Source organism: Bradyrhizobium sp. USDA 327, from assembly GCF_041262065.1.
Classification (GTDB): Bacteria; Pseudomonadota; Alphaproteobacteria; order Rhizobiales; family Xanthobacteraceae; genus Bradyrhizobium; species Bradyrhizobium liaoningense.
Map to the genome: position 1 here is coordinate 5,322,522 of NZ_JBGCCW010000001.1, position 26,336 is coordinate 5,348,857.

The 26,336-nt window shown below is 63.1% G+C and carries 26 protein-coding genes and 1 pseudogene; 10 read left to right on the forward strand and 17 right to left on the reverse strand.

The genetic code is table 11. The annotated features are described in order from the left end of the window. The first annotated feature begins 194 nt into the window (after positions 1–194). The 9 genes from ABIA42_RS25060 to ABIA42_RS25100 all read left to right on the forward strand — a co-directional run bounded on the left by ABIA42_RS25060 (position 195) and on the right by ABIA42_RS25100 (position 9,769). Positions 195–1,805 (forward strand): flagellar hook-length control protein FliK, encoded by a 1,611-nt coding sequence (locus tag ABIA42_RS25060; protein WP_370120100.1) that lies wholly within the window; start codon positions 195–197, stop codon positions 1,803–1,805. Positions 1,806–1,818: 13 nt separating this feature from the next. Next, a complete protein-coding gene (locus ABIA42_RS25065; protein WP_271531131.1) occupies positions 1,819–2,526 on the forward strand; it encodes a flagellar hook assembly protein FlgD in 708 nt (235 codons plus the stop codon). Between the two features lie 263 nt (positions 2,527–2,789). Next, a complete protein-coding gene (locus ABIA42_RS25070; protein WP_002714638.1) occupies positions 2,790–3,065 on the forward strand; it encodes a DUF1153 domain-containing protein in 276 nt (91 codons plus the stop codon). 181 nt (positions 3,066–3,246) lie between these two features. Continuing rightward, a complete protein-coding gene (gene fliF, locus ABIA42_RS25075; protein ID WP_271531132.1) occupies positions 3,247–4,863 on the forward strand; it encodes a flagellar basal-body MS-ring/collar protein FliF in 1,617 nt (538 codons plus the stop codon). Between the two features lie 45 nt (positions 4,864–4,908). Next, positions 4,909–6,000 carry a flagellar motor switch protein FliG gene (fliG, locus tag ABIA42_RS25080; RefSeq protein WP_271531133.1) on the forward strand — a complete coding sequence of 364 codons (1,092 nt, stop codon included), beginning with the start codon at positions 4,909–4,911 and terminating at the stop codon, positions 5,998–6,000. Next, complete coding sequence (locus ABIA42_RS25085) at positions 6,000–6,623, forward strand: FliH/SctL family protein (RefSeq protein WP_370120095.1); 624 nt, start codon at positions 6,000–6,002, stop codon at positions 6,621–6,623. The genes fliG and ABIA42_RS25085 overlap by 1 nt, the downstream gene beginning before the upstream one ends. 3 nt (positions 6,624–6,626) lie before the next feature. Beyond that, complete coding sequence (gene fliN / locus ABIA42_RS25090) at positions 6,627–6,977, forward strand: flagellar motor switch protein FliN (protein ID WP_057027996.1); 351 nt, start codon at positions 6,627–6,629, stop codon at positions 6,975–6,977. 56 nt (positions 6,978–7,033) lie between these two features. Further along, positions 7,034–8,419, forward strand: coding sequence for a sigma-54 interaction domain-containing protein (locus ABIA42_RS25095; protein ID WP_370120091.1), 1,386 nt, complete (start codon positions 7,034–7,036; stop codon positions 8,417–8,419). A gap of 201 nt (positions 8,420–8,620) precedes the next feature. Further along, on the forward strand, positions 8,621–9,769 hold the full coding sequence (locus tag ABIA42_RS25100; RefSeq protein WP_370120088.1) for a M20 family metallopeptidase: 1,149 nt from the start codon (positions 8,621–8,623) through the stop codon (positions 9,767–9,769). Between the two features lie 115 nt (positions 9,770–9,884). Here the strand turns inward: ABIA42_RS25100 and ABIA42_RS25105 are convergent, their stop codons facing one another. From ABIA42_RS25105 to ABIA42_RS25185, 17 genes and pseudogenes are all read right to left on the reverse strand, one after another. Then, a complete protein-coding gene (locus ABIA42_RS25105; protein ID WP_028180679.1) occupies positions 9,885–10,040 on the reverse strand; it encodes a hypothetical protein in 156 nt (51 codons plus the stop codon). Positions 10,041–10,134: 94 nt separating this feature from the next. Next, the gene (locus tag ABIA42_RS25110) at positions 10,135–10,716 is read right to left on the reverse strand and encodes a flavin reductase family protein (protein ID WP_370120084.1); all 582 of its coding nucleotides are present in this window, start codon (positions 10,714–10,716) and stop codon (positions 10,135–10,137) included. A gap of 34 nt (positions 10,717–10,750) precedes the next feature. Next, a complete protein-coding gene (locus tag ABIA42_RS25115) occupies positions 10,751–11,587 on the reverse strand; it encodes an ATP-binding cassette domain-containing protein (RefSeq protein WP_370120082.1) in 837 nt (278 codons plus the stop codon). Positions 11,588–11,607: 20 nt separating this feature from the next. Beyond that, complete coding sequence (gene ssuC / locus ABIA42_RS25120; protein ID WP_239626913.1) at positions 11,608–12,414, reverse strand: aliphatic sulfonate ABC transporter permease SsuC; 807 nt, start codon at positions 12,412–12,414, stop codon at positions 11,608–11,610. Then, the gene (ssuD, locus tag ABIA42_RS25125) at positions 12,411–13,574 is read right to left on the reverse strand and encodes an FMNH2-dependent alkanesulfonate monooxygenase (protein ID WP_370120078.1); all 1,164 of its coding nucleotides are present in this window, start codon (positions 13,572–13,574) and stop codon (positions 12,411–12,413) included. Before ssuD ends, ssuC begins: the two co-directional genes overlap by 4 nt. A gap of 10 nt (positions 13,575–13,584) precedes the next feature. Beyond that, positions 13,585–13,731, reverse strand: a complete 147-nt coding sequence (locus ABIA42_RS25130; protein WP_271531141.1) for a hypothetical protein — start codon at positions 13,729–13,731, stop codon at positions 13,585–13,587. After that, positions 13,710–14,660, reverse strand: coding sequence for a sulfonate ABC transporter substrate-binding protein (locus ABIA42_RS25135; protein WP_370120075.1), 951 nt, complete (start codon positions 14,658–14,660; stop codon positions 13,710–13,712). Before ABIA42_RS25135 ends, ABIA42_RS25130 begins: the two co-directional genes overlap by 22 nt. 488 nt (positions 14,661–15,148) lie before the next feature. Next, positions 15,149–16,522, reverse strand: a complete 1,374-nt coding sequence (locus ABIA42_RS25140) for an IS30 family transposase (protein WP_370120072.1) — start codon at positions 16,520–16,522, stop codon at positions 15,149–15,151. 115 nt (positions 16,523–16,637) lie between these two features. Beyond that, a complete protein-coding gene (locus ABIA42_RS25145; protein WP_370120069.1) occupies positions 16,638–17,801 on the reverse strand; it encodes a cytochrome P450 in 1,164 nt (387 codons plus the stop codon). A 90-nt stretch (positions 17,802–17,891) separates the two neighbouring features. Then, entirely contained in the window at positions 17,892–18,746 is an 855-nt protein-coding gene (locus ABIA42_RS25150) for a L,D-transpeptidase (RefSeq protein WP_370120066.1), read from the reverse strand. Positions 18,747–19,027: 281 nt separating this feature from the next. Then, positions 19,028–19,462 carry a DUF2721 domain-containing protein gene (locus ABIA42_RS25155; RefSeq protein ID WP_271531145.1) on the reverse strand — a complete coding sequence of 145 codons (435 nt, stop codon included), beginning with the start codon at positions 19,460–19,462 and terminating at the stop codon, positions 19,028–19,030. A 19-nt stretch (positions 19,463–19,481) separates the two neighbouring features. After that, positions 19,482–20,567, reverse strand: coding sequence for a transporter (locus tag ABIA42_RS25160; RefSeq protein WP_370120063.1), 1,086 nt, complete (start codon positions 20,565–20,567; stop codon positions 19,482–19,484). A gap of 80 nt (positions 20,568–20,647) precedes the next feature. Beyond that, on the reverse strand, positions 20,648–21,757 hold the full coding sequence (locus ABIA42_RS25165; RefSeq protein ID WP_370120060.1) for an HlyD family secretion protein: 1,110 nt from the start codon (positions 21,755–21,757) through the stop codon (positions 20,648–20,650). A gap of 87 nt (positions 21,758–21,844) precedes the next feature. Beyond that, positions 21,845–23,275 carry a DUF1254 domain-containing protein gene (locus tag ABIA42_RS25170; protein ID WP_370120057.1) on the reverse strand — a complete coding sequence of 477 codons (1,431 nt, stop codon included), beginning with the start codon at positions 23,273–23,275 and terminating at the stop codon, positions 21,845–21,847. A gap of 93 nt (positions 23,276–23,368) precedes the next feature. Then, positions 23,369–23,711 (reverse strand): annotated as a pseudogene (locus ABIA42_RS25175) (HdeA/HdeB family chaperone). Positions 23,712–23,816: 105 nt separating this feature from the next. Further along, positions 23,817–24,485 (reverse strand): hypothetical protein, encoded by a 669-nt coding sequence (locus ABIA42_RS25180; protein ID WP_271531149.1) that lies wholly within the window; start codon positions 24,483–24,485, stop codon positions 23,817–23,819. Between the two features lie 231 nt (positions 24,486–24,716). Continuing rightward, positions 24,717–25,088, reverse strand: a complete 372-nt coding sequence (locus ABIA42_RS25185; protein ID WP_271531150.1) for an AraC family transcriptional regulator — start codon at positions 25,086–25,088, stop codon at positions 24,717–24,719. A 219-nt stretch (positions 25,089–25,307) separates the two neighbouring features. Between ABIA42_RS25185 and ABIA42_RS25190 the strand changes: the two genes are divergently transcribed. After that, positions 25,308–26,306: a helix-turn-helix domain-containing protein gene (locus tag ABIA42_RS25190; RefSeq protein WP_370120048.1), complete on the forward strand. Its 999-nt coding sequence runs from the start codon at positions 25,308–25,310 to the stop codon at positions 26,304–26,306. Positions 26,307–26,336 lie beyond the last annotated feature (30 nt).

The window sequence follows — 26,336 nt, forward strand, 5'->3', positions numbered from 1 at the left end:
CGGTGAAGCAATCACGCGGGCAGCCAGCTTAGGGCAATTCTTGCCGGGGCGGCAGAAATGGCGGGGCCGCGGCGCGCTGCCCGGCGGCGACATCAAACAATCAAAGTATTGATTTTGCTGCATAAATCTACATGGCAGGACGCTGGCCCGCTCCTTGCTACCCCTTGTCCGAAGTTGCTTCCAAGGGGTCGCCGGTGGTTGGTCGTACGTCAGATGTCGTGGCAAGCGTGCAAGTCCAGAGCGCGCAGCAAAAGCCTGCCCGGTCGCAAGCCTCGAAGGACACGCCCGCGAACGACGCTTTCGGCTCGCTGGTCGACAGCAATACCCAGGCAATCAGCAACAAGGCGCAGGCGCAGGCGCAGGACACAGCCCCGCGCCGGAGCGATTCCAAGTCATCTTCCACCGCATCCGACCGAAGTCCGCGCGACACCTCTTCCACGGACCAGCCTTCGCAGAGCAAGGCGAGCGACGATACCGACACGTCTGCGCCGGCAAAGAATGACAAGAGCGACGCGGCCAGCGATCCCGCCAAGGACGCCGGCAAGATCAAGGACAAGTCCGAGACATCGGACGCCAAATCGGCGGACGAATCCGACGAGACCAAGGGCGACAAGACCGACGGCACCGACACCCCCACCGCCGCCGTCGATGCGGCTGCCGCCGCGTCGACCGATGCGACGCAGCCCACCCCGCCTGATCCGAACGCGATTGTCGTTGCCGCGCCCGTCGTGCCGGCCGATCCGAATGCGGCTGCGAGCCAGGCCGGCGATGCCGCCGCCTCGCCGCTGACGATCGCCGCAGCAGGTCTTGCCGCCAGTGCCTCCACTGCGGCGCAGATCGCCGGCAACAAGACCGATACCGCCGGCGACAAGAGCGCCAAGGCCGCAAGCGCCGAGGTCGATGCCGATACCACGACGACCCTCGGCGAGACCGCGACCGGCGCGAGCGAGGCGACCGCGACCGATGCAAAGGCCAATGGCGGAGTGATCGCCGCCGTCAGCCAGGGCACGCCGAAGACCTCGTTCAAGGATGCAGCAACCACGCAGGCCCAGACCGACGTCTCGAATATCGGCCAGGACACCGGCAAGACGAACGCCGCGCAGGCTCCGGCGACCGCGACGGCCGCGCATCCGCAAGCGGCAAAGCCGCAGGCAGATAGCGGAGCGACCGACGCCAAGGCAGCCCTCGCCGACCGCGCCGCCGATCCGGCACAAGGCGCGCCAGCCACGCACGCGCATGCGGGCACGCAAGCCACCATGGCCGCGACGGATGCCGGCGCGCAAGCCGCTTCCGCCGTGCAGGCGCCGCTGACCAATACGACCTCGGCCGCGACAGCATCGACCGCGACGCTCACCGCGACCGCGGCAACCCATGCGGCCGTGCCGATCAGCGGCGTGCCGATCGAGATCGCGGCTGCCATTCGCGCCGGCAAGTCCCGGTTCGATATCAGCCTCGACCCAGCCGATCTCGGCCGCATCGACGTCCGCATCAATGTCGACCGCAACGGCCAGGTCACCTCGCATCTCACGGTGGAGAAGCCGGAGACGCTGTCGATGCTGAAGCAGGACGCACCGCAATTGCAGCGCGCGCTCGACGATGCAGGCTTCAAGACCGGCAGCAACGGGCTGTCCTTCAGCCTGCGCGACCAGAATTCATCGGGCCAGAATTCCGGGCAGAACCACGACAATGGCGGCAACGCTCGCCGGCTGATCATCAGCGAGGACGAAACCGTTGCTGCCGCGCCCGTCGGGCGCGGCTACGGCCGCATGCTCGGATCGAGCGGCGGCATCGACATCAGAGTGTGAGGAGTATTCGCAAATGACCACCACGAATGCCGCCACCGCCCCTTCCGTCGTCTCCGGGACGACCGACATCCCGAAATCCTCCTCGTCGAACTCGATGAGCTCGACCACGGGGTCGACGCTCGCCGGCAATTTCCAGACCTTCCTCACGCTGCTGACGACGCAGCTCCAGAACCAGAACCCGCTCGATCCGCTCGACACCAACCAGTTCACCCAGCAGCTGGTTCAGTTCGCCGGCGTCGAGCAGCAGCTCAAGACCAACGATTCGCTGGCCCAGCTCGTCACCCTCCAGCAGACCACGCAGGCGACCCAGGCGCTGGGCTTCGTCGGCAAGACCGCGCTGGTCGACGGCTCGACCACGAGCATGACGAACTCGGCGGCGATTTGGCATCTCAACGTGCCGACCGACTCCACCGTCGAGATCTCCATCGCCAATTCCAGCGGCCAGACCGTGTTCACCGGCAAATACAGCTCCTCCGCCGGCACCGACATTCCCTTCACCTGGAACGGCATGGGCAATGACGGCACGCAATGGCCCGACGGCAGGTACACGATCTCGGCCACCGGCAAGGACGTTGCGAACAACAATGTCGGCATCGCCGCGCAGGTACAGGGCGTGGTGTCGTCGGTCGACCTGACGCAGTCGCCGCCGCTGCTCACCATCGACGGTGCGAGCTACACGCTGAGCCAGGTCAAGAGCATCATCGCGACGAGCGCCTATTGAGGGCAGAGCACCTCTCCCCAGCGGGGAGAGGCGGATCAGAGTCAGGGCTTTCGCCGAGCCCGCGAATGACTTTCGGCGTTAGTAAAGTATTTACCTTCTGCCCGCTTGGCCCGCCGGAATCGCGTCTCCCGCCGGCCGAGACGGCCGTGTTCCCGCAAGTTTCAACGAGAATTGTATTGAAGCCTTAGGCTTAGCGGATTTTTAAGCCGCGGGGCGTAGGGTTACGGGCGTGAGTTCAGTGGTTGAGAGTTTGTGAGTACGCCATGACAGAACCCCATCGCCCGAGGGTAAAATACGTCATCGGGCCGGACGGCAGTCCGTTGACGATCGCGGATCTGCCTGCTCCGGGCACCAAACGCTGGGTCATCCGCCGCAAGGCCGAAGTCGTCGCCGCCGTCCGTGGTGGACTTCTCTCGCTCGAGGAGGCCTGCAGCCGTTATACCCTGACGGTCGACGAATTCCTCTCCTGGCAGTTTTCCATCGACCAGCACGGTCTGGCGGGTCTTCGCACCACCCGCATCCAGCAATATCGCCAGTAGGCGATCCGGAAATCTGCGGCTTTTGACGAAAATCGGCCTCGCCCAGCGAGGCCGATTTTTTTCTTGATGCAGTTTTGTCCGACCTCTTAACTCTCGTTAACCATATCGAAACCATCACCTAGGCAATAATTGCCCACTCGGCCTTTCCGGTGAAAGCGGCCGAATCTGTTGGGGCGGTTGCTTGCAAGGGCTTGCGGACTTTCTGAAGAGTATCGGTGCCGCCCGGTTCGGGGCGATGATCGCGGTCACTGCCGCGCTCATCGGCTTCTTCGCCTTCGTCATCATGCGCGTCACCACGCCGCAGATGACGACGCTGTTCACGGACCTCAGCGTCGAGGATTCCTCGAGCATCATCAAGGACCTGGAACGCCAGGGCATCCAGTTCGAGATCCGCAATGAGGGCTCCATCATCATGGTGCCCAAGGACAAGGTCACGCGGCTGCGGATGAAGCTCGCCGAGGGCGGCCTGCCCAAGGGCGGCGGCGTCGGCTACGAGGTGTTCGACAAGTCGGACGCACTCGGCACCACCTCCTTCGTCCAGAACATCAACCATCTCCGCGCGCTGGAGGGCGAGCTCGCCCGCACCATCCGCGCCATCGACCGCATCCAGGCCGCGCGCGTCCACCTGGTGCTGCCCGAGCGCCCGCTGTTTGCGCGCGAGGCGCCGGAGCCGTCGGCCTCGATCGTGGTCCGCGTCCGCGGCTCGCTGGAAGCCCAGCAGATCCGCGCCATCCGCCATCTCGTCGCCTCCGCCGTCAACGGGCTGAAGCCGCAGCGGGTCTCGATCGTCGACGAGGCCGGGCAGCTGCTCGCCGACGGCGCGGCGACCGATCCGGAGCAAACGGTCGGAGACGAGCGCCGCATCGCCTTTGAAAAGCGCATGCGCAAGCAGGTCGAGGACATCGTGTCCTCCGTGGTCGGCTCGGGCCGCGCCCGCGTGCAGCTCTCCGCTGATTTCGACTTCAACAAGATCACCCAGACCTCGGACAAGTTCGACCCCGAAGGCCGCGTGCTGCGCTCGAGCCAGACCCGCGAAGAGCAGAGCATGACCGCCGACAACAACGGCCAGGTCACCGTCAACAACGAGCTGCCCGGCAGCCAGCAGAACAACGCCGGCGCTGCCGCCAAGGACCAGAGCAAGAAGTCCGAAGAGACCAACAATTACGAGATCTCCCGCACCACCAAGACCGAGGTGACCGAAGCCGGCCGGGTCAATCGCATCTCGGTCGCGGTGCTGGTCGACGGCATCTACTCCAAGAACGACAAGGGCGAGCTGGCCTACCAGGACCGTACCAAGGAGCAGCTCGACAGCATCGCCACCCTGGTGCGCTCGGCGATCGGCTTCGACCAGAAGCGCGGCGACCAGGTCGAGGTCGTGAATCTGCGCTTTGCCGACGCGCCTTCCACCGCGCCGATCGGCGAGTCCTCAGGCTTTCTCGGCATGCTCCAGTTCACCAAGGACGACGTCATGTACTTCGTCGAGCTCGGCGTGATGATGCTGCTCGGCCTAGTCGTGCTGTTCCTGGTGATCCGCCCGCTGGTCAAGCGCATCCTCGCCTCCGACGAGGTCGCCGCCGCCATCTCCGGCGTGCTGACGGGTCCCGCCGCGTCGGAAGAGGCCGCGCCGGCCTCCGGCCAGCCGCTGCTGCCGAGCGGCGCCGCCAGCGCCATCGACGTCGCCACCATCCAGGGCCAAGTCCACGCCCAGTCCGTTCATCGCGTCGGCGAGCTCGCCGAGCGCAACCCCAACGAAACCGTCGCCATCATCCGCCAATGGCTCACCGAACCCGCGAAATAACCCAAGCCACGTAACTCTGCCAAGTGAATCAAGAAGTGATCTGACATGGCCGCCTCCCTGCAAAACGCCAATTCGAACGACATCACCAGCGTGATCTCCACGCTGGGCCAGCGCGCCGGCAGCCGCGGGGGCAGCAAGACCGAGGCGCTGGCCGGGCCGAAGCGTGCTGCGATCCTGATGCTGGCGCTGGGCGAGCAATATGGCGGCAAGATCTGGAGCCTGCTCGACGACGACGAGGTGCGCCAGCTCTCGCTGGAGATGTCGACGCTTGGCACCGTCGAGGTCGACACCGTCGAGGACATGCTGCTCGAATTCGTCTCGCGCATGTCGGCTTCCGGCGCGCTGATGGGCAATTTCGACGCCACCGAGCGCCTGCTCCAGCAATACCTGCCGCCGGAGCGCGTCAACGGCATCATGGATGAGATCCGCGGCCCCGCGGGACGCAACATGTGGGAGAAACTCTCCAACGTGCAGGAAGAGGTCCTCGCCAACTACCTCAAGAACGAATATCCGCAGACCATCGCCGTGGTGCTGTCGAAGCTGAAGTCGGAGCATGCGGCGCGCGTGCTCGGCATCCTGCCCGAGGAGCTCGCGCTCGACGTCGTCAACCGCATGCTGAAGATGGAGGCGGTACAGAAGGAGGTGATCGAGAGCGTGGAGAAGACGCTGCGCACCGAATTCATGTCGAACCTGTCGCAGACCCGCCGTCGCGACGCCCACGAGGTGATGGCGGAGATCTTCAACAATTTCGACCGCCAGACCGAAACCCGCTTCATCACCTCGCTGGAAGAGGACAACCGCGAATCGGCCGAGCGCATCAAGGCGCTGATGTTCACCTTCGACGACCTCGTGAAGCTCGATTCCGGCTCCGCCCAGACCCTGATGCGCAACGTCGACAAGGACAAGCTGGGCGTCGCCCTCAAGAGCGCCAACGAGGACGTCCGCAATTTCTTCTTCGGCAACATGTCCTCGCGCGCGGCCAAGATGCTCCAGGACGACATGGCGGCGATGGGCCCGGTGCGCCTGCGCGACGTCGACGAGGCGCAGGCGCTTCTGGTCAACCTCGCCAAGGACCTCGCCGCCAAGGGCGAGATCATGCTGACCAAGAACCGCGCCGACGACGAGCTGGTGTATTGATGGCCGCTCCGGCAAAATTCCTGTTCGATACCGACTTCGCGGCGCCCGAGCGGACGACGCGCGAGAAGGCCGCGACGGCAGCCGAGATCGCCCAGAAGGTCGCGGAAGCCGAGGCGCGCGCCTACCAGCAGGGCTTTGCCGCCGGCCAGCGCGAGGCCAAGGCCGAGAGCGACCGCCGCGTCGCGCTCGCCATGGAGGAGATCAACATCGCAATTCGGGGCGTCGCCTCCGGCATCGGCAACATCGAGACCAGGATGGAGACCGAGGCGGTCGAGGTCGCGGTCGCGGTGGCGCGCAAGCTGTGCGCCGATCTCGTCGCCGCCGAGCCGCTCGGCGAGGTCGTTGCGCTGGTCAAGGACTGCTTCTCGCATCTGGTCGCGACGCCGCATCTCGTCGTCCGCATCAATGATGCGCTCTACGACGCCGCGCGCGAGAAGATCGAGCGGCTCGCCAAGCAGAGCGGCTTCGAGGGCCGGCTGGTGATCCTGGCCGAGCCGGAAATTGCCACCGGCGACTGCCGGATCGAATGGGCCGATGGCGGCGTCGTGCTGGAGCGCGGCGCCATCGCGGCCAAGATCGACGAAATGGTCGGACGCTATATCGCGTCCCGCAGGGGGAATTAAGCCATGAGCGACACAGACGGACAGGTCCCGCTGCCCGATCTCAACGGCCCGATGCCTCCGACCGGCACCGACGTCGGCTACAACGAGGACGAATATGCGGCGCGTGCCGCCGCCGACCTCGAAGCGGTGTTCGACGTGCCGGTGCAGGTCTCGGCCGTGCTCGGCCGCTCCAAGATGGACGTCGGCGAGCTCCTGAAGCTCGGACCAGGCACCGTGCTCGAGCTCGACCGGCGCGTCGGCGAAGCCATCGACATTTACGTCAACAACAAGCTGGTCGCCCGCGGCGAGGTCGTCCTGGTCGAGGACAAGCTCGGCGTGACCATGACGGAAATCATCAAGGCCGAACGCGGCTAGCGCAAGATACAAGGACATGACGCGCGGCAGCGCGAACAGACGGACAGGAGACTGACATGCGGCTTCTCATCGTTGGCACATTGAAGGGCCAACTCACCACCGCCACCAAGATCGCGATGGAGAACGGCGCCACCGTGACCCATGCCGAGGATCACGAGCAGGCGATGCGCGTGCTGCGCGGCGGCAAGGGCGCCGACCTTCTGCTGGTCGACGTCGCCCTCGACATCCGCGACCTCGTGCTACGGCTGGAGGCCGAGCACATCCACGCCCCGATCGTCGCCTGCGGCATCACCAACGACGCCCGCGCCGCGGTCGCCGCGATCCACGCCGGCGCCAAGGAATACATCCCGCTGCCGCCGGACCCGGAGCTGATCGCCGCGGTGCTCGCCGCGGTCGCCAACGATTCCCGCGAGCTGGTCTATCGCGACGAGGCGATGGCGAAGGTGATCAAGCTCGCCCAGCAGATCGCCGGCTCCGACGCATCGGTGATGATCACGGGGGAGTCCGGCACGGGCAAGGAGGTGCTGGCCCGTTACGTCCATACCCGCTCGGCGCGCGCCAAACGCCCGTTCATCTCCATCAACTGCGCCGCAATCCCCGAACACCTCCTGGAGTCCGAGCTGTTCGGCCACGAGAAGGGCGCCTTCACCGGCGCAGTCGCGCGCCGCATCGGCAAGTTCGAGGAAGCGACCGGCGGCACGCTGCTGCTCGACGAAATCTCGGAGATGGACGTCCGCCTGCAATCGAAACTGTTGCGCGCCATCCAGGAGCGCGTGATCGATCGCGTCGGCGGCACCAAGCCGGTGCCGGTGGACATCCGCATCATCGCGACCTCGAACCGCAATCTCGTCGAAGCCGTGCGCGAGGGCACGTTCCGCGAGGACCTCCTGTTCCGCCTCAACGTCGTCAATCTGAAGATCCCGCCGCTGCGCGAGCGCCCTGCCGACATCCTGGAGCTCGCCCAGCACTTCGTGAAGAAATACGCCGAGGCCAACGGCGTGCCGCTGCGCCCGATCTCGGCGGAAGCCCGCCGGGTGCTCTCCGCCAACCGCTGGCAGGGCAACGTCCGCGAGCTCGAAAACACCATGCACCGCGCGGTGCTGATGGCGCACGGCGACGAGATCGGATCCGACGCCATCATCACGCCGGACGGCGACCGCCTCGATCTCGCCAAGACCGCGCCGGCCGTGGCGCACGCCACCATGGCCGCGGAGCAGGTGACGCGCGCACTGGTGGGGCGCACCGTGGCCGATGTCGAGCGCGACCTCATCCTGGAGACGCTGAAGCACTGCCTCGGCAACCGGACCCATGCCGCCAACATCCTCGGCATCTCGATCCGCACGCTGCGCAACAAGCTCAACGAATATGCCGACGGCGGCATCCCGATCCCGCCCGCGGGAACGCCGGGTGAGTATCCGCGGATGCCGATGATGGGGGCGTAGGCGGCCCCGCTGGTTGAGAGAACGCAGATGCCCGGGCTGGTCCCGGGCATTTTGTTTGATGCAGGCTGCCAGCCTCGTCATTGCGAGCGCAGCGAAATGACGAACCTCAAGAGCATCCTTCGCATGACCGAACCGCGCCGCGTGACTAGGCCATGGCGACGCCAGGCCCTATAACCCTGCGAGAATCACGCGAGGATGAACATGTCTGAAGCTCAAATCACGGATTGGCTGGCGTCGCAGCGGCAGGCGATGATCGATCTTCTCCGCGACGTCGTGAACATCGATTCCGGATCCTACGACAAGGAGGGCGTCGATGCGGTCGGTGCGCGGTTCGAGCGGCACTTTGCCGAGCACGGCATTCCGTTCCGACGCGAGGCCAACGCCACCTTCGGCGATGCGATCCATGCCGAAGTGGCAAAGCCCGGCAGCAACGAGAAGCCGGTGCTGTTGATGGGGCATCGCGACACCGTATTCGGCAAGGGCGAGGCCGGTCGGCGTCCTTTCACGATTCGAGATGGTCGCGCCTACGGACCGGGTGTCGCCGACATGAAGTCCGGCCTCGTCATGAACGTGTTCGTCGCAACCGCCTTCCACAAATTCGGCGGCTCACCGCACCCGATCAAGGTATTGATCACCTCGGACGAGGAGATCGGCTCACCCTCCTCGCGCCCGGTGATCGAACGCGAGGGACGCGCCTCACGCGCGGTGTTCAATTCGGAGCCGGGCCGCCCCACCGGCAACGTGGTCACCGGCCGCAAGGGCGGCATCTTCATGCATCTCGGCATCACCGGCAAGGCCGCGCATTCCGGCGCCAATTTCGCTGCCGGCATCAGCGCGATCGGCGAGCTCGCGCACAAGATCGTGCAGATCCATGCGCTGACCGACCTCGACAAGGGCATCACGCTGAATGTCGGCCTCGTCTCGGGCGGCCAGTCCGTCAACACCACGGCGCCCTACGCCGAGGGTCAGATCGACCTGCGTTATGTCGATCCGGCGGACCGCGCGAGGGTGATGGCCGCAATCGAGACGATCGTCACGACCTCCTACGTGCCGGGCACGAGTGCAACGCTGACGATCAAGGGCGAGTTCGTGCCGGTGGTGCAGAGCGCGGATTCGAAAGCGCTGTTCGAAAATTATCAGGCCGCCGCAAGACAGGTCGGCCTCACTACGCTCCAGGGCGAATTCTCCGGCGGCTGCGCCGATTCCGGCTTCACCGCCGCGGTCGGCACGCCGACCATCTGCGGCCTCGGGCCGGTCGGCGGGCTCGCGCACACGCCGGAGGAATATCTCGAGCTCGACAGCATCGTGCCGCGCGCACAGGCGCTGGCGCTGGCGATTCTGCGCGGGTGAATGAAGGTGCCGTAGGGTGGGCAAAGGCGCACTTGCGCCGTGTCCACCATCGCCTCTTATACGAGATAACGGTGGGCACGCTTCGCTTTGCCCACCCTACGAGACCTCCCGAGCCTCACGAATAACTCGGCGCGTCGGGCTTGCGGAAGATGTGGATGGGGTCGCCCGGCACGATCGGAGAGCCTGAGAACATCGCGTAGGCGTAGAGCGCGAGATAGGCGATCGCAAGCGCGCCGACGGCGTAGAAGGCCCAGGTTGCAACGCGTTTCATCGATCCGCTCCATTGCCGTCCCGCATGGGGGTTCAGGCGCTTCTAGAGCGACGACGGAGAAAAGGCCAGCCTTCCGCGCCGACACGCGCGGCGATCAAATGCCGCGGCGGCCGCGCGCGGGAAGGCTGACGTCTGCGAGCCTGGCGGCGTCCTCGTCCTGGTCGACCGCCACATACTGGCCGTGCCAATAGGCAAGGGCCGCGGTGCGGGCCGAGTTCCTGATGTCCCTGACGCGGCCGATGACGATGCCGTGCGAGTGGCGTTCGACGATCTCCTCGACCTCGCAATCGAAGGCGGACAATGCGCCGAACAGCAGGGGAACGCCCGAGACCGCCGTCACCCATTTGGCGCCTGCGAAACGATCGGCGCCCTTCAATCCGCCCTTGCCGGAAAAGCGCTCGGCAATCTCGAGCTGGTCGGCGTTGAGGATGTTCACGCCGAAGGCGCCGTGGCGCTTGATCAGCGGAAAGGATGAGGCATCGCGGTTGATGCTGACGAGCAGCGTCGGCGGCTCGACCGACAGCGAGGTGACCGAGGTCACCGTCATGCCCGTAATATCCTTGCCCCGCCCGGCGGTGATGACGCTGACGCCGCCGGTGAGGTGGCGCATGGCGCCGCGAAAATCGGCGGACGAGACGGGGATTTCGGTCATGAGATCGCGGGGCACTACATTCATGGCATTGCTCCCCGAAGCGGGGCTTCCCTCATATTTAGGTACGATCGTCCGCCGACAAAAGGTGGCTCAGGATCGAGCCTTCAAGGCTTGCGAGCTCGGCCGAGCCGCGCGCGCGCGGCCGGGCCGTGTCGACCGTGACGTCATGGGCGATCCGGCCCTCCTCGATCACCAGCACCCGGTCCGCCAAGGCGACCGCTTCGGAGACGTCGTGGGTCACCAGGATCGCGGTGAAGCCCTGGTCACGCCAGACGCGCTCCAAGAGCCGCTGCATCGAGATGCGGGTCAAAGCGTCCAGTGCGCCGAGCGGCTCGTCGAAGGCGAGCACGCGCGGGCGCGAAACCAGCGCGCGGCCGAGCGCGACGCGCTGCTTCTGGCCTCCCGACAGCACCGAGGGCCATTGGTCGCGCTTGTCGGCGAGGCCGACCTCGCCCAAGGCTTTCTCGGCACGCGCATGCGCATCGCTGGAGGCACGATCGCGGCCGAGGCCGACCTCGACATTGGCGAGCACGCGGGCCCAGGGCAGCAGCCGCGGCTCCTGGAACATCACGCGGATGTCTTCGGGCTGGACGTCACCGCCGAAACTGATGCTGCCGGCGTCGATCTCGTCCAGGCCGGCGATCAGACGCAGCAGCGTGCTCTTGCCGCAGCCACTCTTGCCGACGATCGCGACGAACTGGCCGGCGGGGATGTGCAAATCGATGCCGCGCAACACCTCGTTGGCGCCGAAGGATTTGCGCAAGCCCCGGATGCTGAGCGGCCGGCCGCCGGTGTGAACCGGACGCTCCTCGTGCGCGACACGAGCATGAGGGACGAAATTGGCGCGGCTGGCGAGCTCGGTCTCGGGAAGGGACGTACGAAGCGCTGTCTGCATGTGATTCCCAGTATTTCTGCTCAACGTTTCTGGAAGGCGGGGTGCCAGGAAAGCGTCAGGCGCTCCAGCACGCGGGAGGCGCTGTCGGCAAGCTTGCCGAGCAGAGCGTAGATCAGGATCGAGAGCACGACGACGTCGATCAGCATGAACTCGCGCGCTTGCATCGCCATGTAGCCGAGGCCCGAGGACGCCGCGATGGTCTCGGCGACGATCAGGGTCAGCCACATGATGCCGAGCGCGAAGCGGATGCCGACGAAGATCGAGGGCAGCGCGCCCGGAAAGATCACGCGGCGGAACAATTCGCCGTCAGTCATGCCGTAGATGCGGCCCATCTCGATCAGCTGCGGATCGACGGTGCGGATGCCGTGCAGCGTGTTGAGGTAGATCGGGAAGAAGACGCCGAGCGCCACCAGGAACAGCTTTGCGCTCTCGTCGATGCCGAACCAGAGGATGACCAGCGGGATCAGCGCCAGATGCGGCACGTTGCGCACCATCTGCAGCGTGGTGTCGGTGAGCCTTGCCGAGAGCTGCGACAGACCGTTGGCGAGGCCGAACGCGAAACCGATGCTGCCGCCGATCAGAAAACCGATCGAGGCGCGCCAGAACGAGACCCAGATGTTGCGGACGAGCTCGCCGGAAAGCAGCAGCTTCCAGCCGGCCAGCACGACGTCGCTCGGCGCCGGCAGCACACGGGTCGGCACGAAGCCGGTGACGCTCGCGACCTGCCAGATCGCGATGATGGCGAGCGGCACGATCCACTGGATCAGGCCATCGAGACGCGGCAGGCGGAGGCTGCGCGGAAGCGAAACGCTGTCGATCAGGCTCATGACTGCGACACCCGGTGCTGCGGACGGAGATCGCTGCCGACCGTCTCGCCGAACGGACCGCCGTTGAAATGGAGCTTCGTCACGTTGCTCGGCTGCTCCAGCGAGAGCAGCGGGAACACCAGCTCGGCGAAGCGATAGGCTTCCTCCAGATGCGGATAGCCCGACATGATGAAGGTATCGATGCCGAGATCCTGATACTCCTTGATGCGCGCCGCGACGGCCTGGGCGTCGCCGACCAGCGCCGTGCCGGCGCCGCCGCGCACGAGGCCGACACCGGCCCACAGGTTCGGCGCGATCTCGAGCTTGTCGCGCCTGCCGCCATGGAGCTGCGCCATGCGCTGCTGGCCCACGGAATCCATGCGGGCAAAGTTCTTCTGCGCCAGCGCGATGGTCTCGTCGCTGACATGCCTGATCAGCTCGTTCGCAGCGCTCCAGGCCTCTTCATTGGTCTCGCGGACGATCACGTGAAGGCGAATGCCGAAGGAGAGCTTTCTGCCGCGCGCGGCGGCAACCTCCCTCACCTTCGCGATCTTCTCGGCGACCTGCGCCGGCGGCTCGCCCCAGGTGAGATATTTGTCGACGGTGTCGACGGCGACGTCGATGCCGGCATCGGACGATCCGCCGAAATAGAGCGGCGGCCGCGGGGACTGCACCGGAGGAAACAGCAGCTTGCCGCCCTCGACACGGATGTGCTTGCCCTCGACATTGACCGTCTTGCCGGCGAGCAGGTCGCTGTAGACGCCGAGGAACTCGCGGGTGACCTCGTAGCGCTCGTCATGGCTGAGGAAGACGCCGTCGCCCTTGTTCTCGACCGGATCGCCGCCGGTAACGACGTTGACGAGAAGCCGGCCGTTCGAGATGCGATCGAGCGTCGCCGTCATGCGCGCCGCCACGCTCGGCGATTGCAGGCCGGGACGGACCGCCACGAGATAGCGCAGCCGCTCGGTGAACGGCGCCACGCTCGAGGCGACGATCCAGGAATCCTCGCACGACCGGCCGGTCGGGATCAGCACGCCGAAATAGCCGAGCTGATCGGCGGCCTGCGCGATCTGGCGCAGATAGTTGAAGCCGACCTCGCGGCCGCCGATGCCGGTGCCGAGATAGCGCCCGTCGCCATGGGTCGGCAGGAACCAGAGGATATTGCTCTTGGATTGGCTCATGGATGTGCTCCTAACCGTAGGTCGTGCCGACTGCGGCGGCGACGATGCCGATCGAGAGCACGATGGCTGCGATCAGACGCTGAATGATACGTCTCATGTTCAAACCCTTGTGGATGGGAAGGCCGGTCGGCACGATCAGGCTGCCGGGTTGCGCCACACGATGTCGCGAATCACGATCGGCTTCGGGATCAGGCCGAGCTTGTAGAAGCGGTCGGCGACGCCCTGCTGGGTCGCGACGATGTCGTCGGTGACGGGGCCGACCACGAATGACGAGCGGTTCGCTGCGATGGTCTGGATGTCGAGGGGAATGCCGGTGACCGCAGCGAGCGATTTCGCGACCTCGTCGCGGTGGTGCTCGGCCCATCGGGCGGTCGCGGTGGTGACGTCGACGATCTGTTGCAGGATCTCGCCGTGGTTCCTCGCGAAGTCGCGATTGGCGATGTAGAACGAATTGGTCTTGGTGACCTCGCGCGCATTGATCAGGATGCGGCCGCTCTGCCTGGTCTCGCCGATCGCGAAGTAAGGATCCCAGATCGCCCAGGCCTCGATGCTGCCATTGGCGAAGGCAGGGCCGGCGTCCGGCGGCGTCAGATAGACTGGCGTGATGTCGGCATAGGTGAGGCCGGCCTTCTCCAGCGTCTGCACCACGATGTTGTGAGCGCTGGAGCCCTTGGTGAAACCGGTGCGCTTGCCTTTTAATTCAGCGATGGTGCGGATGGGCGAATCCTTCGGCACCAGGATGCCCTGGCCGTTGGTGATCGGCTGGCCGGCGGCATAGACGATTGCGGCGCCCGCGGCCTGGGCGAACACCGGCGGGGAATCGCCGACCGCGCCGTAATCGACGCTGCCGACGTTCATCGCCTCCATCATCGGAGGCCCCGAGGAGAATTCGATCCACTTCACCTCGATGCCTTGCGGGGCGAAATGTTTTTCCAGGGCGGCCTGCTGGCGCGCGATGACCAGCACGCCGTTCTTCTGGTAGCCGATACGAATCTCCTTCATCGCGCCTTGCGCGTTGCCGCGCGAGGCGAACGCGGCGACGGCCGCAGTTCCAATCGACAGTTTCAGAAAGTCCCGACGCTGCATTCCACTCTCCCGGCCGCATGCGGCCGTCATTCATTCGTGTTGGTCGGATGATGGTGCGGCTTATCGGAGGTGTCGAGACGTGCGGAAAAATAGCGATGCGCGCACTGCGCGCGAGGCGCAGCGCATGATTAATCTTTCAATCCGCGGAACGAATGCAGAGCGAATTTTTCCGCACGCGAATGTGACAATCGGAACGCACGGCGCCCCAGCACCATGAAAATGCGAAAACAACCCCATGCACAGTAGCCAAGGTCTTGTTACGAAACGAATTTCGTATTTAGCGAAATTCACTTGACCCGTCGGGCAATACAGTGGCAGAATGGCACCATGGCGGACTGGGGGTACTGGGGCGCGAAGCTTCCACCATCTCCGCTGTCATTCCCCGCGAAGGCGGGGAATCCAGTACGCCGCGGCCCAACGATTCAACCACAACCGTCTCGGAGTACTGGGCGGATTCAAGCGGTCGTCGCAACACCAATTGTCTTCACTCATGACAGTAGTTCGTCAAGCGCTTCTGCCGGCGTTTTCCAGCCCAGTGTCTTTCTGGGTCGGGCATTGAGGGCCGCTGCTACAGCGGATATCTCCTCGGCGCTGTGGATGCTCAGGTCTGTGCCTTTCGGAAAGTACTGCCGCAGCAACCCGTTGGTGTTCTCGTTAGTGCCGCGCTGCCAAGGGCTTTGCGGATCGCAGAAGTAGACTTGGATGCCCGCATCGATCTTGAGGCGGTCGTGCTGAGCCATTTCGGCTCCTTGATCCCAAGTCAGCGTGCGACGTAGTTCCTCGGGCAAATTGATGATGGTGCGCGAGATCGCGTCACGCACGGCTTCCGCCCCGTGTCCCGCAAGCGCTGGTCCGTTCTTCTGGCGCGGAGATTCGCCATGCCCCGCTAACCGGGGAAGGTGCAATAGCATTGTGAAGCGCGTCGTGCGTTCGACCAACGTGCCGATCGCCGAGCTGCCAAGACCGAGGATGAGGTCTCCCTCCCAATGTCCCGGCACGGCTCGATCGGCCGCTTCAGCGGGGCGCTCACTGATCATGATCTCCGGCGAGACAAAGCCCTTGCCTCGCCTGCGTATGCGCGCCCTGGGCATCCGCAATACACGCCCGGTTCTCAAGCAGGCGGTCAGCTCGCTGCGCAGCGCCCCACGGCCCTGAACGAAGAGAGCTTGATAGATGGCTTCGTGGCTGATGCGCATCGTCTTGTCGTCCGGGAAGTCGATCGGCAAGCGTCGGGCAATCTGCTCAGGACTCCAGGCTTTGGCCCATCGTCGATCCTTTCGCCGGCCATGCCGGCGGCCGTTCCACCGAACGGGGGGGCCAGCAATACAAGCTCCGCTCGGGGCTACGACCCTGCCGGCAAGTCTGTCCTCCACATAAGTGCGCAAGGCTACGTTGGGCGCAAGCTTGGTCGGCTTGGGCCGGCGGGCAGATCGGTCTGCATGCCATTGGGCAGTTGTTGCCCGATAATCCAACCCGCCGCCGCGGGTGGCCGCGTTTCGCCGCAATTCACGAGAGACCGTCGAAGCATCCCGCCCCAAGCGGCGCCCAATCTCCCGTATGGAATGGCCCTGCACTTTTAGAAGGGCAATTCCCTCGCGTTCAGCCAATGAAAGATAGCGCCCGGAGAGAGGCTTGGCCGAAGATCTGAACATCGCTGGTGGCATGCCGCCTGCCTTTCGGAACAATCTGCTTCCGACAGGTTGCGATAATCCGGCCTCAAACGCAGCATCTTCGCTGCTCTGCCCTGTGGCAATCGCCTTCCAAAATCTATTCTGTTCATCGCGTCCGGCCGCAGACGGCCGGCCGGGCGATGGCAATGGCGCTCGTCCTGACCGCGCCGAACGTCGACTTATATCTTTCATCGCAACCTCCACTTCAGGGTGTTGCGACGACCGTTTGAATCCGCCCTGGATCGCCCGGTCAAGCCGGGCGATGACACCGAACGTGTGAGGACTAGGTGCCCCGAGCACCACCGGCCTAGTGCCACTTCACCGGCAGATTGAGCAGCCCGCGGAACGCCCAGCCGCCGATCCGTACCGGCTCGTCGTCAGCGATCTCGATCCGGGGCGCGCGGGCGAACACGGTCGGCAGGGCGACGTCGGCGATCATGGCGCGGGAGGCGAAGGCGCCGGCGCAGAAATGCGGGCCGGCGCCGAAGGCAACGCTCCTGGACGTATCTCGTCTCACGTCGAACGCATCGGCGCGCTCGAAATGCTTCTCGTCGCGGTTGGCGGAGCCGAACATCAGGAACACGCGCTCGTCGGTTTCGAAGGCGACGTCGCGGATGCTCCAGGGCTTTGCGATCCGCCGCGGCGACATGCCGATTGGCGAGATCCAGCGGGCATATTCCTCGAAGGCCTGCAGCCAGGACACCTCGCCCTTGCGCACGAGATCGAGTTGCCCGGGATGGGTGAGCAGCGCCCACACCGTGCCGGCGATCGCCTTGCGCGGCTCGTTCTGGCCGCCCGAGATCGCGAGCTTGACGTTGGCGCGCACGCTCTCCATCGGCATGCCCGAGGCGAGCAGCACGCCGAGAATGCTCTGGTCTGGACGCTTGCACATCACCGGCAGCATGTCGTCGATCGCGGCATCGATGCCCGACGTCGCGGCGTGGCAGCGCGCCTCGACCTCGGGGTCGCCGGCATAATTGGCGATGCCCTCGATCATGCCTTGCGACCACGCGTCCATGTCCCGAAAGCCGATATTGGTGAGGCCGGTGATCGACTTCAGGCACTCGCCGGAGAAGGGCAGCGCGAAGTCGCGCATGAAATCGATCCGCCCCGGCTCGATGCAAGCGATGATGCGATCGGCATGGGCCTGGAACTGCGCGGTCCAGTGCGCCTTCACCGTCTTCGGCGAGACCGTCGGAAACATCGCGCGGCGCTCGACCTGGTGCGCCTCACCGTCCTTGCGCATCATGTTGTGGCCCATCAGCCGGTTCATCAGGCCGGCGGGCTGGTGCGAGGAGAACACGTCGATCTGCTTCTCGGAGATCGAGATGTCGTCCCGGCTCGTCAGCAGCGTCGAGCCGAGCTGCGGCACGAAGGCGATCGGCGCCTCTCGCCGCATCTTCGCGAGCATCGGATAGGGATCGGCCCAGAAGGCGGCCGGGTCGATGTCGATGCGCGGCGCCGTGCTCAATGCGGTCCCTCCTGGATTCTCGTTTCCAGGAGACTAGCGAGGTCCGACGCCGGCGTCTGTCCCTAACGATAGGGACGGGCGGCATTGGAGTTACCGGGCCTCGGCGATCTTCGGTCCGGATGACGGCATCTGCGCGTTGGCCGCCAAGGGCCGCTTCGACGGCGATGCCGGGTCCGGCAATCGGAAGGCGGCGTCGGGCGGCGTTCCCGGACGACGGGCAGCGGTTGCCGGAAGCACGATCACCTTGGCTCCGATCTTCACCCGGTCATAGAGGTCCACGACGTCCTCGTTGGTCAGCCGGATGCAGCCGGACGAAACCCGCTTCCCGATCGTATCGGGGTTGTTGGTGCCGTGAATTCGATATTCGGTCTCGCCCAGATACATCGCCCGGGCGCCGAGCGGATTGCCGGGGCCACCTGCCATGAACCGCGGCAGATAAGGCTGACGCGAGACCATCTCCGCCGGCGGATGCCAATCCGGCCATTCCGCCTTGCGAGCCACGGTCTGTTCACCGGACCAGGTGAAGCCCTCGCGGCCGACACCGATGCCGTAGCGCATCGCCTGCGTGTCGTTCAGGACGAAATAAAGGAATGTGTTCTTGGTATCGATGATCACGGTGCCCGGCGGCTGGCGGCTGGCGTAGTCGACCACCTGCCGAACAAGTGCTCCGGGACCTTCGGCGGCTTTCGGCGGCTCGACCAGAGGCGCCGGGGCGGGAATTGGAGCCGGAGCCGGCGCTGATGCCTGAACCGGCGTCGACACGTAAACCGGAGTCGACGATGCCCGGGCTTCCTGCGCGGACGGCTTCCGCGCCGGTTGCACGCTCGCGGGGCGAGACAGCAAACCGTACCCCAACGCGGCGACGGCCACGGCGCCAATTGCAACTCTCGCGGCCATCGGTAGCGCGAGCGTCTCCGCCTTTCCACGTCTGGCCCGCTTGCTCATGTCTTCTCCCAGATCATCATGCCTGGAAGAGGTACCCAGCAAGATTTAAGAAACTTCGAAGCGATTTCGCCCAGACTGGAACCGTTGGCGATGGTTAACGCCGAACTCCTGCTCGGCAACATGAGATTGGGAGCACCGCTCGATATTGAGCTGGCGACGCGGACAACGCACTTCTGATCGCGGAGCGAATAGAGGTCTGAATTGCCCCGCGGAGCGGATATGCTTTGTTCATTCGTCAGCGACGGCTTTGGGGGCCAAGTACAGACAAGAGTGGTGCCAAATCAGCCGTAGTGGTCAAATTCGTTCAGCGCAATCCGAACCTCGCGCGCGAAATCCATCAGAGACACGATGAAGACTGAAACAGAAATGACGAAGAGGATGGCGACGCCTCTTTCGTGCCGGATCTCAAAGAATGCACTTACGAAGCCTACGATGATGACGATGCCTATCGAAATGCTTCCCACAATGGCCCAGAAGATCGCACGATTGATCATGGCGGCACGCCGAACAAGGCGGGGCAAGTCTGCCTTCAGCCGGCTTCTCGCCTGATCCTGATCAGAGATCTGATTCAGATAGATCGATCTGTCGATGATCCTGTTCAGGCGAGATATCAGCAGGGCGATGAAGGCCGCCAGTGCGCCAAGAAGAAACGCCGGTGCGGCCGCCTGCGAAATGACGTGAGAGAGCTGGCTGATTGACGGTGTGTCCGGCAGCATTGGTTGGCGAGGCCCGCAGCTATTTCGTTAGCCGCCGGGTTGGCGTGACCGTGCTGGTCGGCGCCATCGGCGAGATTGAGAAGGTCAACCATGTATTCCAGCCGGCCGGGCGATTCTCGGCAGCGAACTCACCATATCCTCTCAGGTTCAGATATCCCTGCATGTCCCCCACGGGGAATAGGAAGCCGACCTGCGGACCGATGCCCAGCACACGCGACCGAAAGCCTCCCAGGGCGGGATGCTGGCCGAAGTCATCGGTGATCTGCTGATAAGCATAACCAACGAGGCCGACGAAGTTCTGCTTCGACAGAAATTGCGAGGCTCCCCAATCTACGTGGAAGTCGATGCCGTTCTGGTATTGCGTATCCGGATTCTTGAAATTGTAGGTGAAGCCCGCCACGGCGGAAAATTCGTAACCGGCCTGCTGATTGAAGTATGTGTAGCCGCCGCCGGCGTCGATGGCGGCATGACCGATGCCAAGATTGGCGAGCCGAGACGAACTGTAAGCGCCAACAGGGATATCTCCTGTGACATAGGTCATGAAGTTGTGGACGCCTGCATTCCACTTGAGTGTCGCCTGCGGGTAGAGATCGCCGATAGATGTGATCGAGTCGCCGAAACTGCCCGCACGCGTTATCCCGAGGGGGCCAATAGCCGTCGTCAGCGTTCCGGCAAGATCGGCGCTCGATCGCCCGAATAGTCCCGTTACCCCGATGGCGAGTTGCCCGCCCAGCACCGGCGTTGCGAAGGTGAACGTGGGATTGAGCAGGACAAGATCTGCCCGCCCATTCAAGCGCAAGTTCAGATCGACGTTTACTGTTGTGGGAATTCTGCCAACGTGAACCTCTCTCGCGGCGGCCGCAGTACCAAATGCGCTTACGCTGGTGTGATAGTAGACTGCCGCCATCGACCAGCCGGGAACCTGAGGTGTCGCAGCAAGGCTGCTAAAGCGGCCAGGAAGCCAGTAGGAAACGCCGCCCTCATCGGCGCTTGCAGGCTGCGAGAGAAACGCAATAGCTGCCGCCAGCAATCCGGCTACAATTCGTGGCGCAGGTCGCTTCTCCCGCCCCGGCGACGAGAATACTGCGTATCGCGCGTTTGTCATGTTTGGCCTCATTTTTGTTGATTCTTGTCCACGCGAAGCTTTTCAACAAACCAGCCTCAATCGAGGGCTTTCCTGCAACCTCACAGAAAAGCGGTGTAAGAACTGATCCAAACCAGAATCGACATGAGTAGTCCGATGACACCGGCATTATCGGCAAATACGGTCGCGGTGCCGGGCATACCCAGCTTGAGGTGACTGGGATCGGTATCCTTCGGGATGGAGATAAGTGCCGGATATGTCCTGGCACCCCGGATCGAACCCGCCCGGGTAAGCGTTCCGGAAACAGCAATCTGGCCTTCGCCCGTACCCTGCGGGATTGCCGTGATCGTCGCATTATAGATGCGGCCGGGATCGTCATCGAACACCAGCTTGACCTTCGCACCCGGCTTTATGGTTCGGAATCCGTTGGGCGAAAACATGCCAAGAATTGCGATCTCGTTTGTGACAACGAACGACATCACGGCGCGCGCCTGCGTTGCCCGGTCGCCGGCTGACAGGGCCATGGCAGTCACGTAGCCGTCGGCGGGCGCGCGGACGGTGGTCTGCTCGAGTTCCCACTTGGCATCCTCGAGCTGAGCTTGGACTTGAGCCACGGTCGTGTTGATGCCGCCGATCTCAGCGTCCATAGCGAGCTTGGCGCTTTGTTGTGCTGCCTTGGCCGCCTGCAGTTGGAATCGGGCCGTCTCCTGCTGAAGCTGCGCGTCCTGTAACCGAAATTCACTTTGCGCCCCTTGTCCGGTCAGTTGCGCGTAATCGGCGAGCCGCTTGTCGTGATAAGCGAGTTGCTTGGTCAGCCCCTCGACGTTAGCGCTCGCCTGTTCGTAACTCGCCCTAAGCTGGAGAACTTGCTGCCTTGCCCCCGCCAGCGAGGCCTCAAGCTGATCGACCTTGTACTGGAATGGCATCGGATCGATTTGGAACAATGTCGTTCCCGCCTTCACCGGCATGTTGGGCAGAACCGGAATCTTGGTCACCTGACCGGAAACGTTGGGCGCGATCTCCCCCACCCGCGAGCCGACAACGAAACTTCCCGATGGCGTGAGGTAGTTGAACATCGCAAGGAAGACCGCGAGGATGAAAGCGCCGATCAGGGCCGCGATTGTGCCGGAAGCCCACCCCAATCTAAGGAGCTTGAATTTTGAGAAGACCAGCCAAACCAAGACCAGGTAAAGCGTCAGTATGATGAGCATGAGATTAGCTCGTGGTCAGGGAAATCTACTAAGCTCCAAGTAAGAAATCCGCCCCCGCGGAGCGGGGGGCGACCCTAGTTCGTACTCTCAAGCAACCTTTCTGGCGCCGGGAACTGTCCATGTGCCATTGATGATCGACGGGTCAGTCTCCTGCGGCCAATACATGCGCAGCATGAGTACGAAATCTCCCGCAGGCGCCGGAAGCCAGTTCGACTCCTTTTCTTTGCCGGGGGACTCCTTCTGGATGTAGAGATCGGTCGAGCCGTCCGGATTTTCCTTCAGTTCTTGACGTGCGCTGACCGAGTAACGGTTGATCGGATTGCTCACGAAGAAGTAGCCGCTGTCATACATTGTGAGCGACCAGAATCCTTCCGCCGGAGGCAGGTGCCCCTTGGGAAACCGCATGACGTACTTGTTTGCGCCATTGTACTTGTGGCCCTCCGCATCCTTCTCCGAGGTCGGGTAGACCGCGTCTTGCGGACGGTTGCAGCCGAGTCCGATCGCGGTGATGAGTGCCCGCATCAGATAGTCGGTGCCGTAGATGCCGCCTTTCGTCGTGAAGGCAAAGCCATTCTCGTCCTTGATAGCTTTGTTGATCTTGAACTGGAGCATGATCCTGTCGACCGATAGTTCCGGCAAGCGTCTGAGGAAGTCCGCTTTGAGCTTGCTCTCATCGAAATCCTGGCCGGGGACGATGCCGATCCGGGCAAATTTGGCTAACTGGGGGGCATCTGCAGCATATGGCGGATTGGTTTTCATGAGGTCGCAGAGCAGCTTGAAATACGACACTGCGTCCATGCGATTGACCTGTTCACGGACAGCCGTCTTCATGTCGATCGACGGATCGACATTTCCCGGAGGCGGTGTGTATGGCTTGCCGTAGGCGCTGAGCGGCACGAGCTTGAACTCGTCCTGCAGCTTATGCACGGCGGCGTAATCCTCCGGAGTTCCCGTGCAATAGATGCGGCCGAGCAACCACACAATATTGGTCTGCGACTTGTATTCCTTCACCCCGTCCGGCAGTTTGCCTTTCCAGCCGGGCCCGGTGATGGCGTAGGCCTGTGCGCCCGTGCCGGTGGTGCGCTTCCCCGGCACCTGGAACACCGTCGTCCAGCCATCCAGCATCGGCATCAGGAAATAGCGCCCCTTCATATCCGGGATGCTGAGGACCCATGGCTCTTTTCCGACGTCAAAGAACGAAGTTGTATAGAGCGTGTCTGCGTTCGGTGCCGTGACATCCCGGAACGATGCGTCCGGATATTGACGCAGCTTGATGATATGGCCCATCGGCCCCCGTGTTCCGACGGGCTCGGCAACATTCGTGAGGACCCGACGAGTCATCTCCATCGTCACCAACGGATAGCCGAATATGTAGGCGTCGCTCGCGAGCCAGAAGTCCTCCAGGCCCTGACCTACCCCGAGGAAAGACCCCTCCTGAGCGCCGGCCGACTGAGCTATTCCCGCTCCGGCGAGCAGACTCATTCCGCCAAGCGCAAGACTGCGACGTGTGATCTCCATCGTTCTCTCCCTGTTTGCAAATCGAATGGTCTTCGAACTATCGGCAGGCGGCTCCGACTGTCGGCCTGCCGTACAAGGTGCCCAATCCCACAATTACGGTTGCATCTTGATCCCGAGCGCCGCTCTCATATCCTTGAAGACCACAGCGATCGCCTCGATGATGAGCTGGTCAGGATGTGCCTTGCAATATTGGATCACTTCGTGCTCCGCCTCGCGGGACTTCTTGATGTCGAGGTAGTGCTTGCGCGCGAGGCCGTTGTACCAACCGCTATACCAGGCAGTGAGAAGATCGGCGTCTCCCTGTCACGTTCCGGCGAGCTGCGCGCATGTCAGCTTCTGAACATCCAGATAGCCTTCTGGCGTTGGCATAACTGCTCAGGTCCGTCTGCGCATGCGCTGACTGAATGCTGACGACGATCAGCGATGTTGCAATCATGGTGGTTCGTTCCATGATCTCCCTCCTGTGAACTCGTGTTGGGCTTAGATCGGGCCGACCTTCCACCTGTCGGCTCAGCGGTCGTGACGTGGCCGGTCGCGTTGCTCAGTAACAAGGCGGATACGGATAGTATCCGCACCGGGGGGCGTAATAAGGGTACGCTGCCGCGCCAGCCACAGCAGCCGCTCCCGCGAAAGCAGCGCCACGGTAGAACGCTCCGCGCCAGGCCGTACGGCGGGCGACGCCGGCGAAAGACAACGGCGTGAACGGCCGGCCAATGATGTCGATAAAAACCGATGCCGGGCCATCCGCTCCAGCCAGATCGCCTTCGAGTACGTCGACATCGAAGGTCAGCTTGTCACCCTCAAGCCTGGGCGATTTCAGTACGACGACGGCATCGACCACGGATGATCCGTCCTTCTTGAATCCTGACACGGTGGCGTTCGGGGGATCCTTCGCGAAGTTGTCGCTCCCGTTGCCCCAATCCTCGACAATTCGCGACGTGAGATCGTGCCCCGCGGCGCGAACAGGCCGATCGGCAAACACGATCGCATTCGGTGAAATTCCCGTCAGCACCAGCGTCCCTTCTTTCAGGCTCGCGCCGCGCGAGTTGAGGACAAAAAGAGACGGGACCACTTCCGGCTTTGCCTGACCGATGGATTTCTCGAGCGGAATGTGCCGCTTGTTCTCTGCCGACGATTGAGCCAGAAGTTTGTGCGGGAAAGCCACTAAGCCAGCGGCGCAAACCGCGATCATCGCAAGACGAACCGTCATGATGGTCTTCTCCTTTGCAGGCTGGTTGTTCTTTCGATCAGCAACAATTAAAGAATGCCTTGGAGCAGCGCCGCCGAGACAAGACGGCTTCTCTTGTCAGGAATTGGTATAGATCAATGGCGGGACAGCGCGTTCGCGATGGTGACGCTGACCCCGCCGCAGCAATCGTTCTGCATTTCGCGCCAATTCACATCGCGCGTCTTGCCATTTCGCGCCAATCGTCAGGAATTGTTAGCGGTCAATCGCGCGAGAACGACGGCGGGCATTCAGCCGATCATGCTCGCGGCTCTGTTGCTGCCGCCGGTAAACAACAGGTTGAATTTTCATCAAACGTGCAAAAGATCGGCTGAAGCTACTTGCGTTGGTATAGCCGAGTGATTCTGCGATGTCCGACAACCGCTTACTCGAATCGGCGAGCAAGTGGCAGGCGATCTGCAAACGCACCTCTGCGAGCAGTTTGCTGTGGCTTGTGCCCATGCGCTCGAGGTGACGCTGCAATGTACGGCCACTGATCTTGAGCGCTTGCGCCGTTCTATCGAGGGTTGCGTCACCGTGCCGCAGCGATGCGACAATGGCGGCGCGGACCGCCTTGGATGAAGGCAAGCGGACAGCTCTCATCGGTTGGTATGAGGCGCGAAGCCTATGCTCCCTCGATGGAATTCGGATCAAGAGACTATGGCCCCATGAAAGCCCCCTCTGGCCACCAAGCGCCAGAATTTTCGCCAAATGGGATTGTCTGAAACCTGAAATTCTCTCGGAAGGATTGTGCCCGACAAGCTGCGTTCTTAGTATTTTCCCAAGTTTTCGTTTGAGGTGCAGTCAGTGCCGAAGATTCATTTGACACGTTGCCAACACCTTAGTCCCTTCGTGGACATTCTGAATAATCTTGGCACGCCAGCCGCTTCCCTTCTGGAAAGGTTTCGACTACCCGCTTCGTTGGAGGAAAAATCCGATCACTACGTTCCCATTTTGCCGGCGATCGAGTTTGCAGCATTTGCCAGCAGGTCGCAGGGTATTGAGGATTTCGGATTCCACGCTGCCAGGACGCTACACTTCGGCCACCTGAGTGAAAGAACCCGGATTTTGATCCGTCATTCTCCGACGCTGCTTGTCGCGCTGCAACAGGCCTGCAAATGGGCATCGCTTGAAGACTCAAACTTGAGCAACTGGCTCGAGTATCACGACGATCATGCGCGCTATTGCAGCAGGCTTGCCGGGACCAAGGGGCTTCAGCATCTCGAGCATTCGCAGTGGCTTCAGAACGCTTTTCCGATTTACATCGTCCGGCAGTTCGCCGGACCGGATTGGGCTCCCGCAACTATCGCCTTTGAAGCGCGGTACACGCCGGGTCCGGCTTGCCAGTCATTTTGGCCAACCTCTCGATTCCTGTCCGGTCAAGGGGCATCGTGGATCGACGTGCCTGTTTCGCTTCTGGCACTTCCTAACAGGTCCAACGAAAGTTCTATCGATCTGAACGACCACGTCCAACATTCCGGTTTTGATTTCATCCAGGTACTAAAGCTGATGCTTCCGTCCTATCTTGACGAGCGACCTCCAATGCTTGCTGAAATTGCAGAAATGGCGGGCATCAGTGCGCGAAGCCTTCAACGCCAGCTCTCGCGGGCCGGTTTTACTTATTCGGGGCTGGTGGATGCTGTCAGGTTTGAAAATGCCAGGCAGCTCCTACGTAACACCGATTCCAAGATCATCGAAATTGCTTTCGCTTCTGGCTACGCGGATCCTGCCCACTTTACCCGCGCCTTCCGGAGGATCGCTGGCGTCACTCCAGGGCAGTTTCGCGAACAATGGCGACCCCGGTAATATTTGTTTCTACGAAGCTGTTTCGACTGG

Excerpts from the sequence above, each read along its gene's own strand:
- ABIA42_RS25065 (WP_271531131.1), top strand. The coding sequence starts at position 1,819 with ATGACCACCACGAATGCCGCCACCGCCCCTTCCGTCGTCTCCGGGACG.
- ABIA42_RS25070 (WP_002714638.1), top strand. The coding sequence starts at position 2,790 with ATGACAGAACCCCATCGCCCGAGGGTAAAATACGTCATCGGGCCGGAC.
- fliG (WP_271531133.1), top strand. The coding sequence starts at position 4,909 with ATGGCCGCCTCCCTGCAAAACGCCAATTCGAACGACATCACCAGCGTG.
- ABIA42_RS25085 (WP_370120095.1), top strand. The coding sequence starts at position 6,000 with ATGGCCGCTCCGGCAAAATTCCTGTTCGATACCGACTTCGCGGCGCCC.
- fliN (WP_057027996.1), top strand. The coding sequence starts at position 6,627 with ATGAGCGACACAGACGGACAGGTCCCGCTGCCCGATCTCAACGGCCCG.
- ABIA42_RS25095 (WP_370120091.1), top strand. The coding sequence starts at position 7,034 with ATGCGGCTTCTCATCGTTGGCACATTGAAGGGCCAACTCACCACCGCC.
- ABIA42_RS25100 (WP_370120088.1), top strand. The coding sequence starts at position 8,621 with ATGTCTGAAGCTCAAATCACGGATTGGCTGGCGTCGCAGCGGCAGGCG.
- ABIA42_RS25105 (WP_028180679.1), bottom strand. The coding sequence starts at position 10,040 with ATGAAACGCGTTGCAACCTGGGCCTTCTACGCCGTCGGCGCGCTTGCG.
- ABIA42_RS25110 (WP_370120084.1), bottom strand. The coding sequence starts at position 10,716 with ATGAATGTAGTGCCCCGCGATCTCATGACCGAAATCCCCGTCTCGTCC.
- ABIA42_RS25115 (WP_370120082.1), bottom strand. The coding sequence starts at position 11,587 with ATGCAGACAGCGCTTCGTACGTCCCTTCCCGAGACCGAGCTCGCCAGC.
- ssuC (WP_239626913.1), bottom strand. The coding sequence starts at position 12,414 with ATGAGCCTGATCGACAGCGTTTCGCTTCCGCGCAGCCTCCGCCTGCCG.
- ssuD (WP_370120078.1), bottom strand. The coding sequence starts at position 13,574 with ATGAGCCAATCCAAGAGCAATATCCTCTGGTTCCTGCCGACCCATGGC.
- ABIA42_RS25135 (WP_370120075.1), bottom strand. The coding sequence starts at position 14,660 with ATGCAGCGTCGGGACTTTCTGAAACTGTCGATTGGAACTGCGGCCGTC.
- ABIA42_RS25140 (WP_370120072.1), bottom strand. The coding sequence starts at position 16,522 with ATGAAAGATATAAGTCGACGTTCGGCGCGGTCAGGACGAGCGCCATTG.
- ABIA42_RS25150 (WP_370120066.1), bottom strand. The coding sequence starts at position 18,746 with ATGAGCAAGCGGGCCAGACGTGGAAAGGCGGAGACGCTCGCGCTACCG.
- ABIA42_RS25155 (WP_271531145.1), bottom strand. The coding sequence starts at position 19,462 with ATGCTGCCGGACACACCGTCAATCAGCCAGCTCTCTCACGTCATTTCG.
- ABIA42_RS25160 (WP_370120063.1), bottom strand. The coding sequence starts at position 20,567 with ATGACAAACGCGCGATACGCAGTATTCTCGTCGCCGGGGCGGGAGAAG.
- ABIA42_RS25165 (WP_370120060.1), bottom strand. The coding sequence starts at position 21,757 with ATGCTCATCATACTGACGCTTTACCTGGTCTTGGTTTGGCTGGTCTTC.
- ABIA42_RS25170 (WP_370120057.1), bottom strand. The coding sequence starts at position 23,275 with ATGGAGATCACACGTCGCAGTCTTGCGCTTGGCGGAATGAGTCTGCTC.
- ABIA42_RS25180 (WP_271531149.1), bottom strand. The coding sequence starts at position 24,485 with ATGACGGTTCGTCTTGCGATGATCGCGGTTTGCGCCGCTGGCTTAGTG.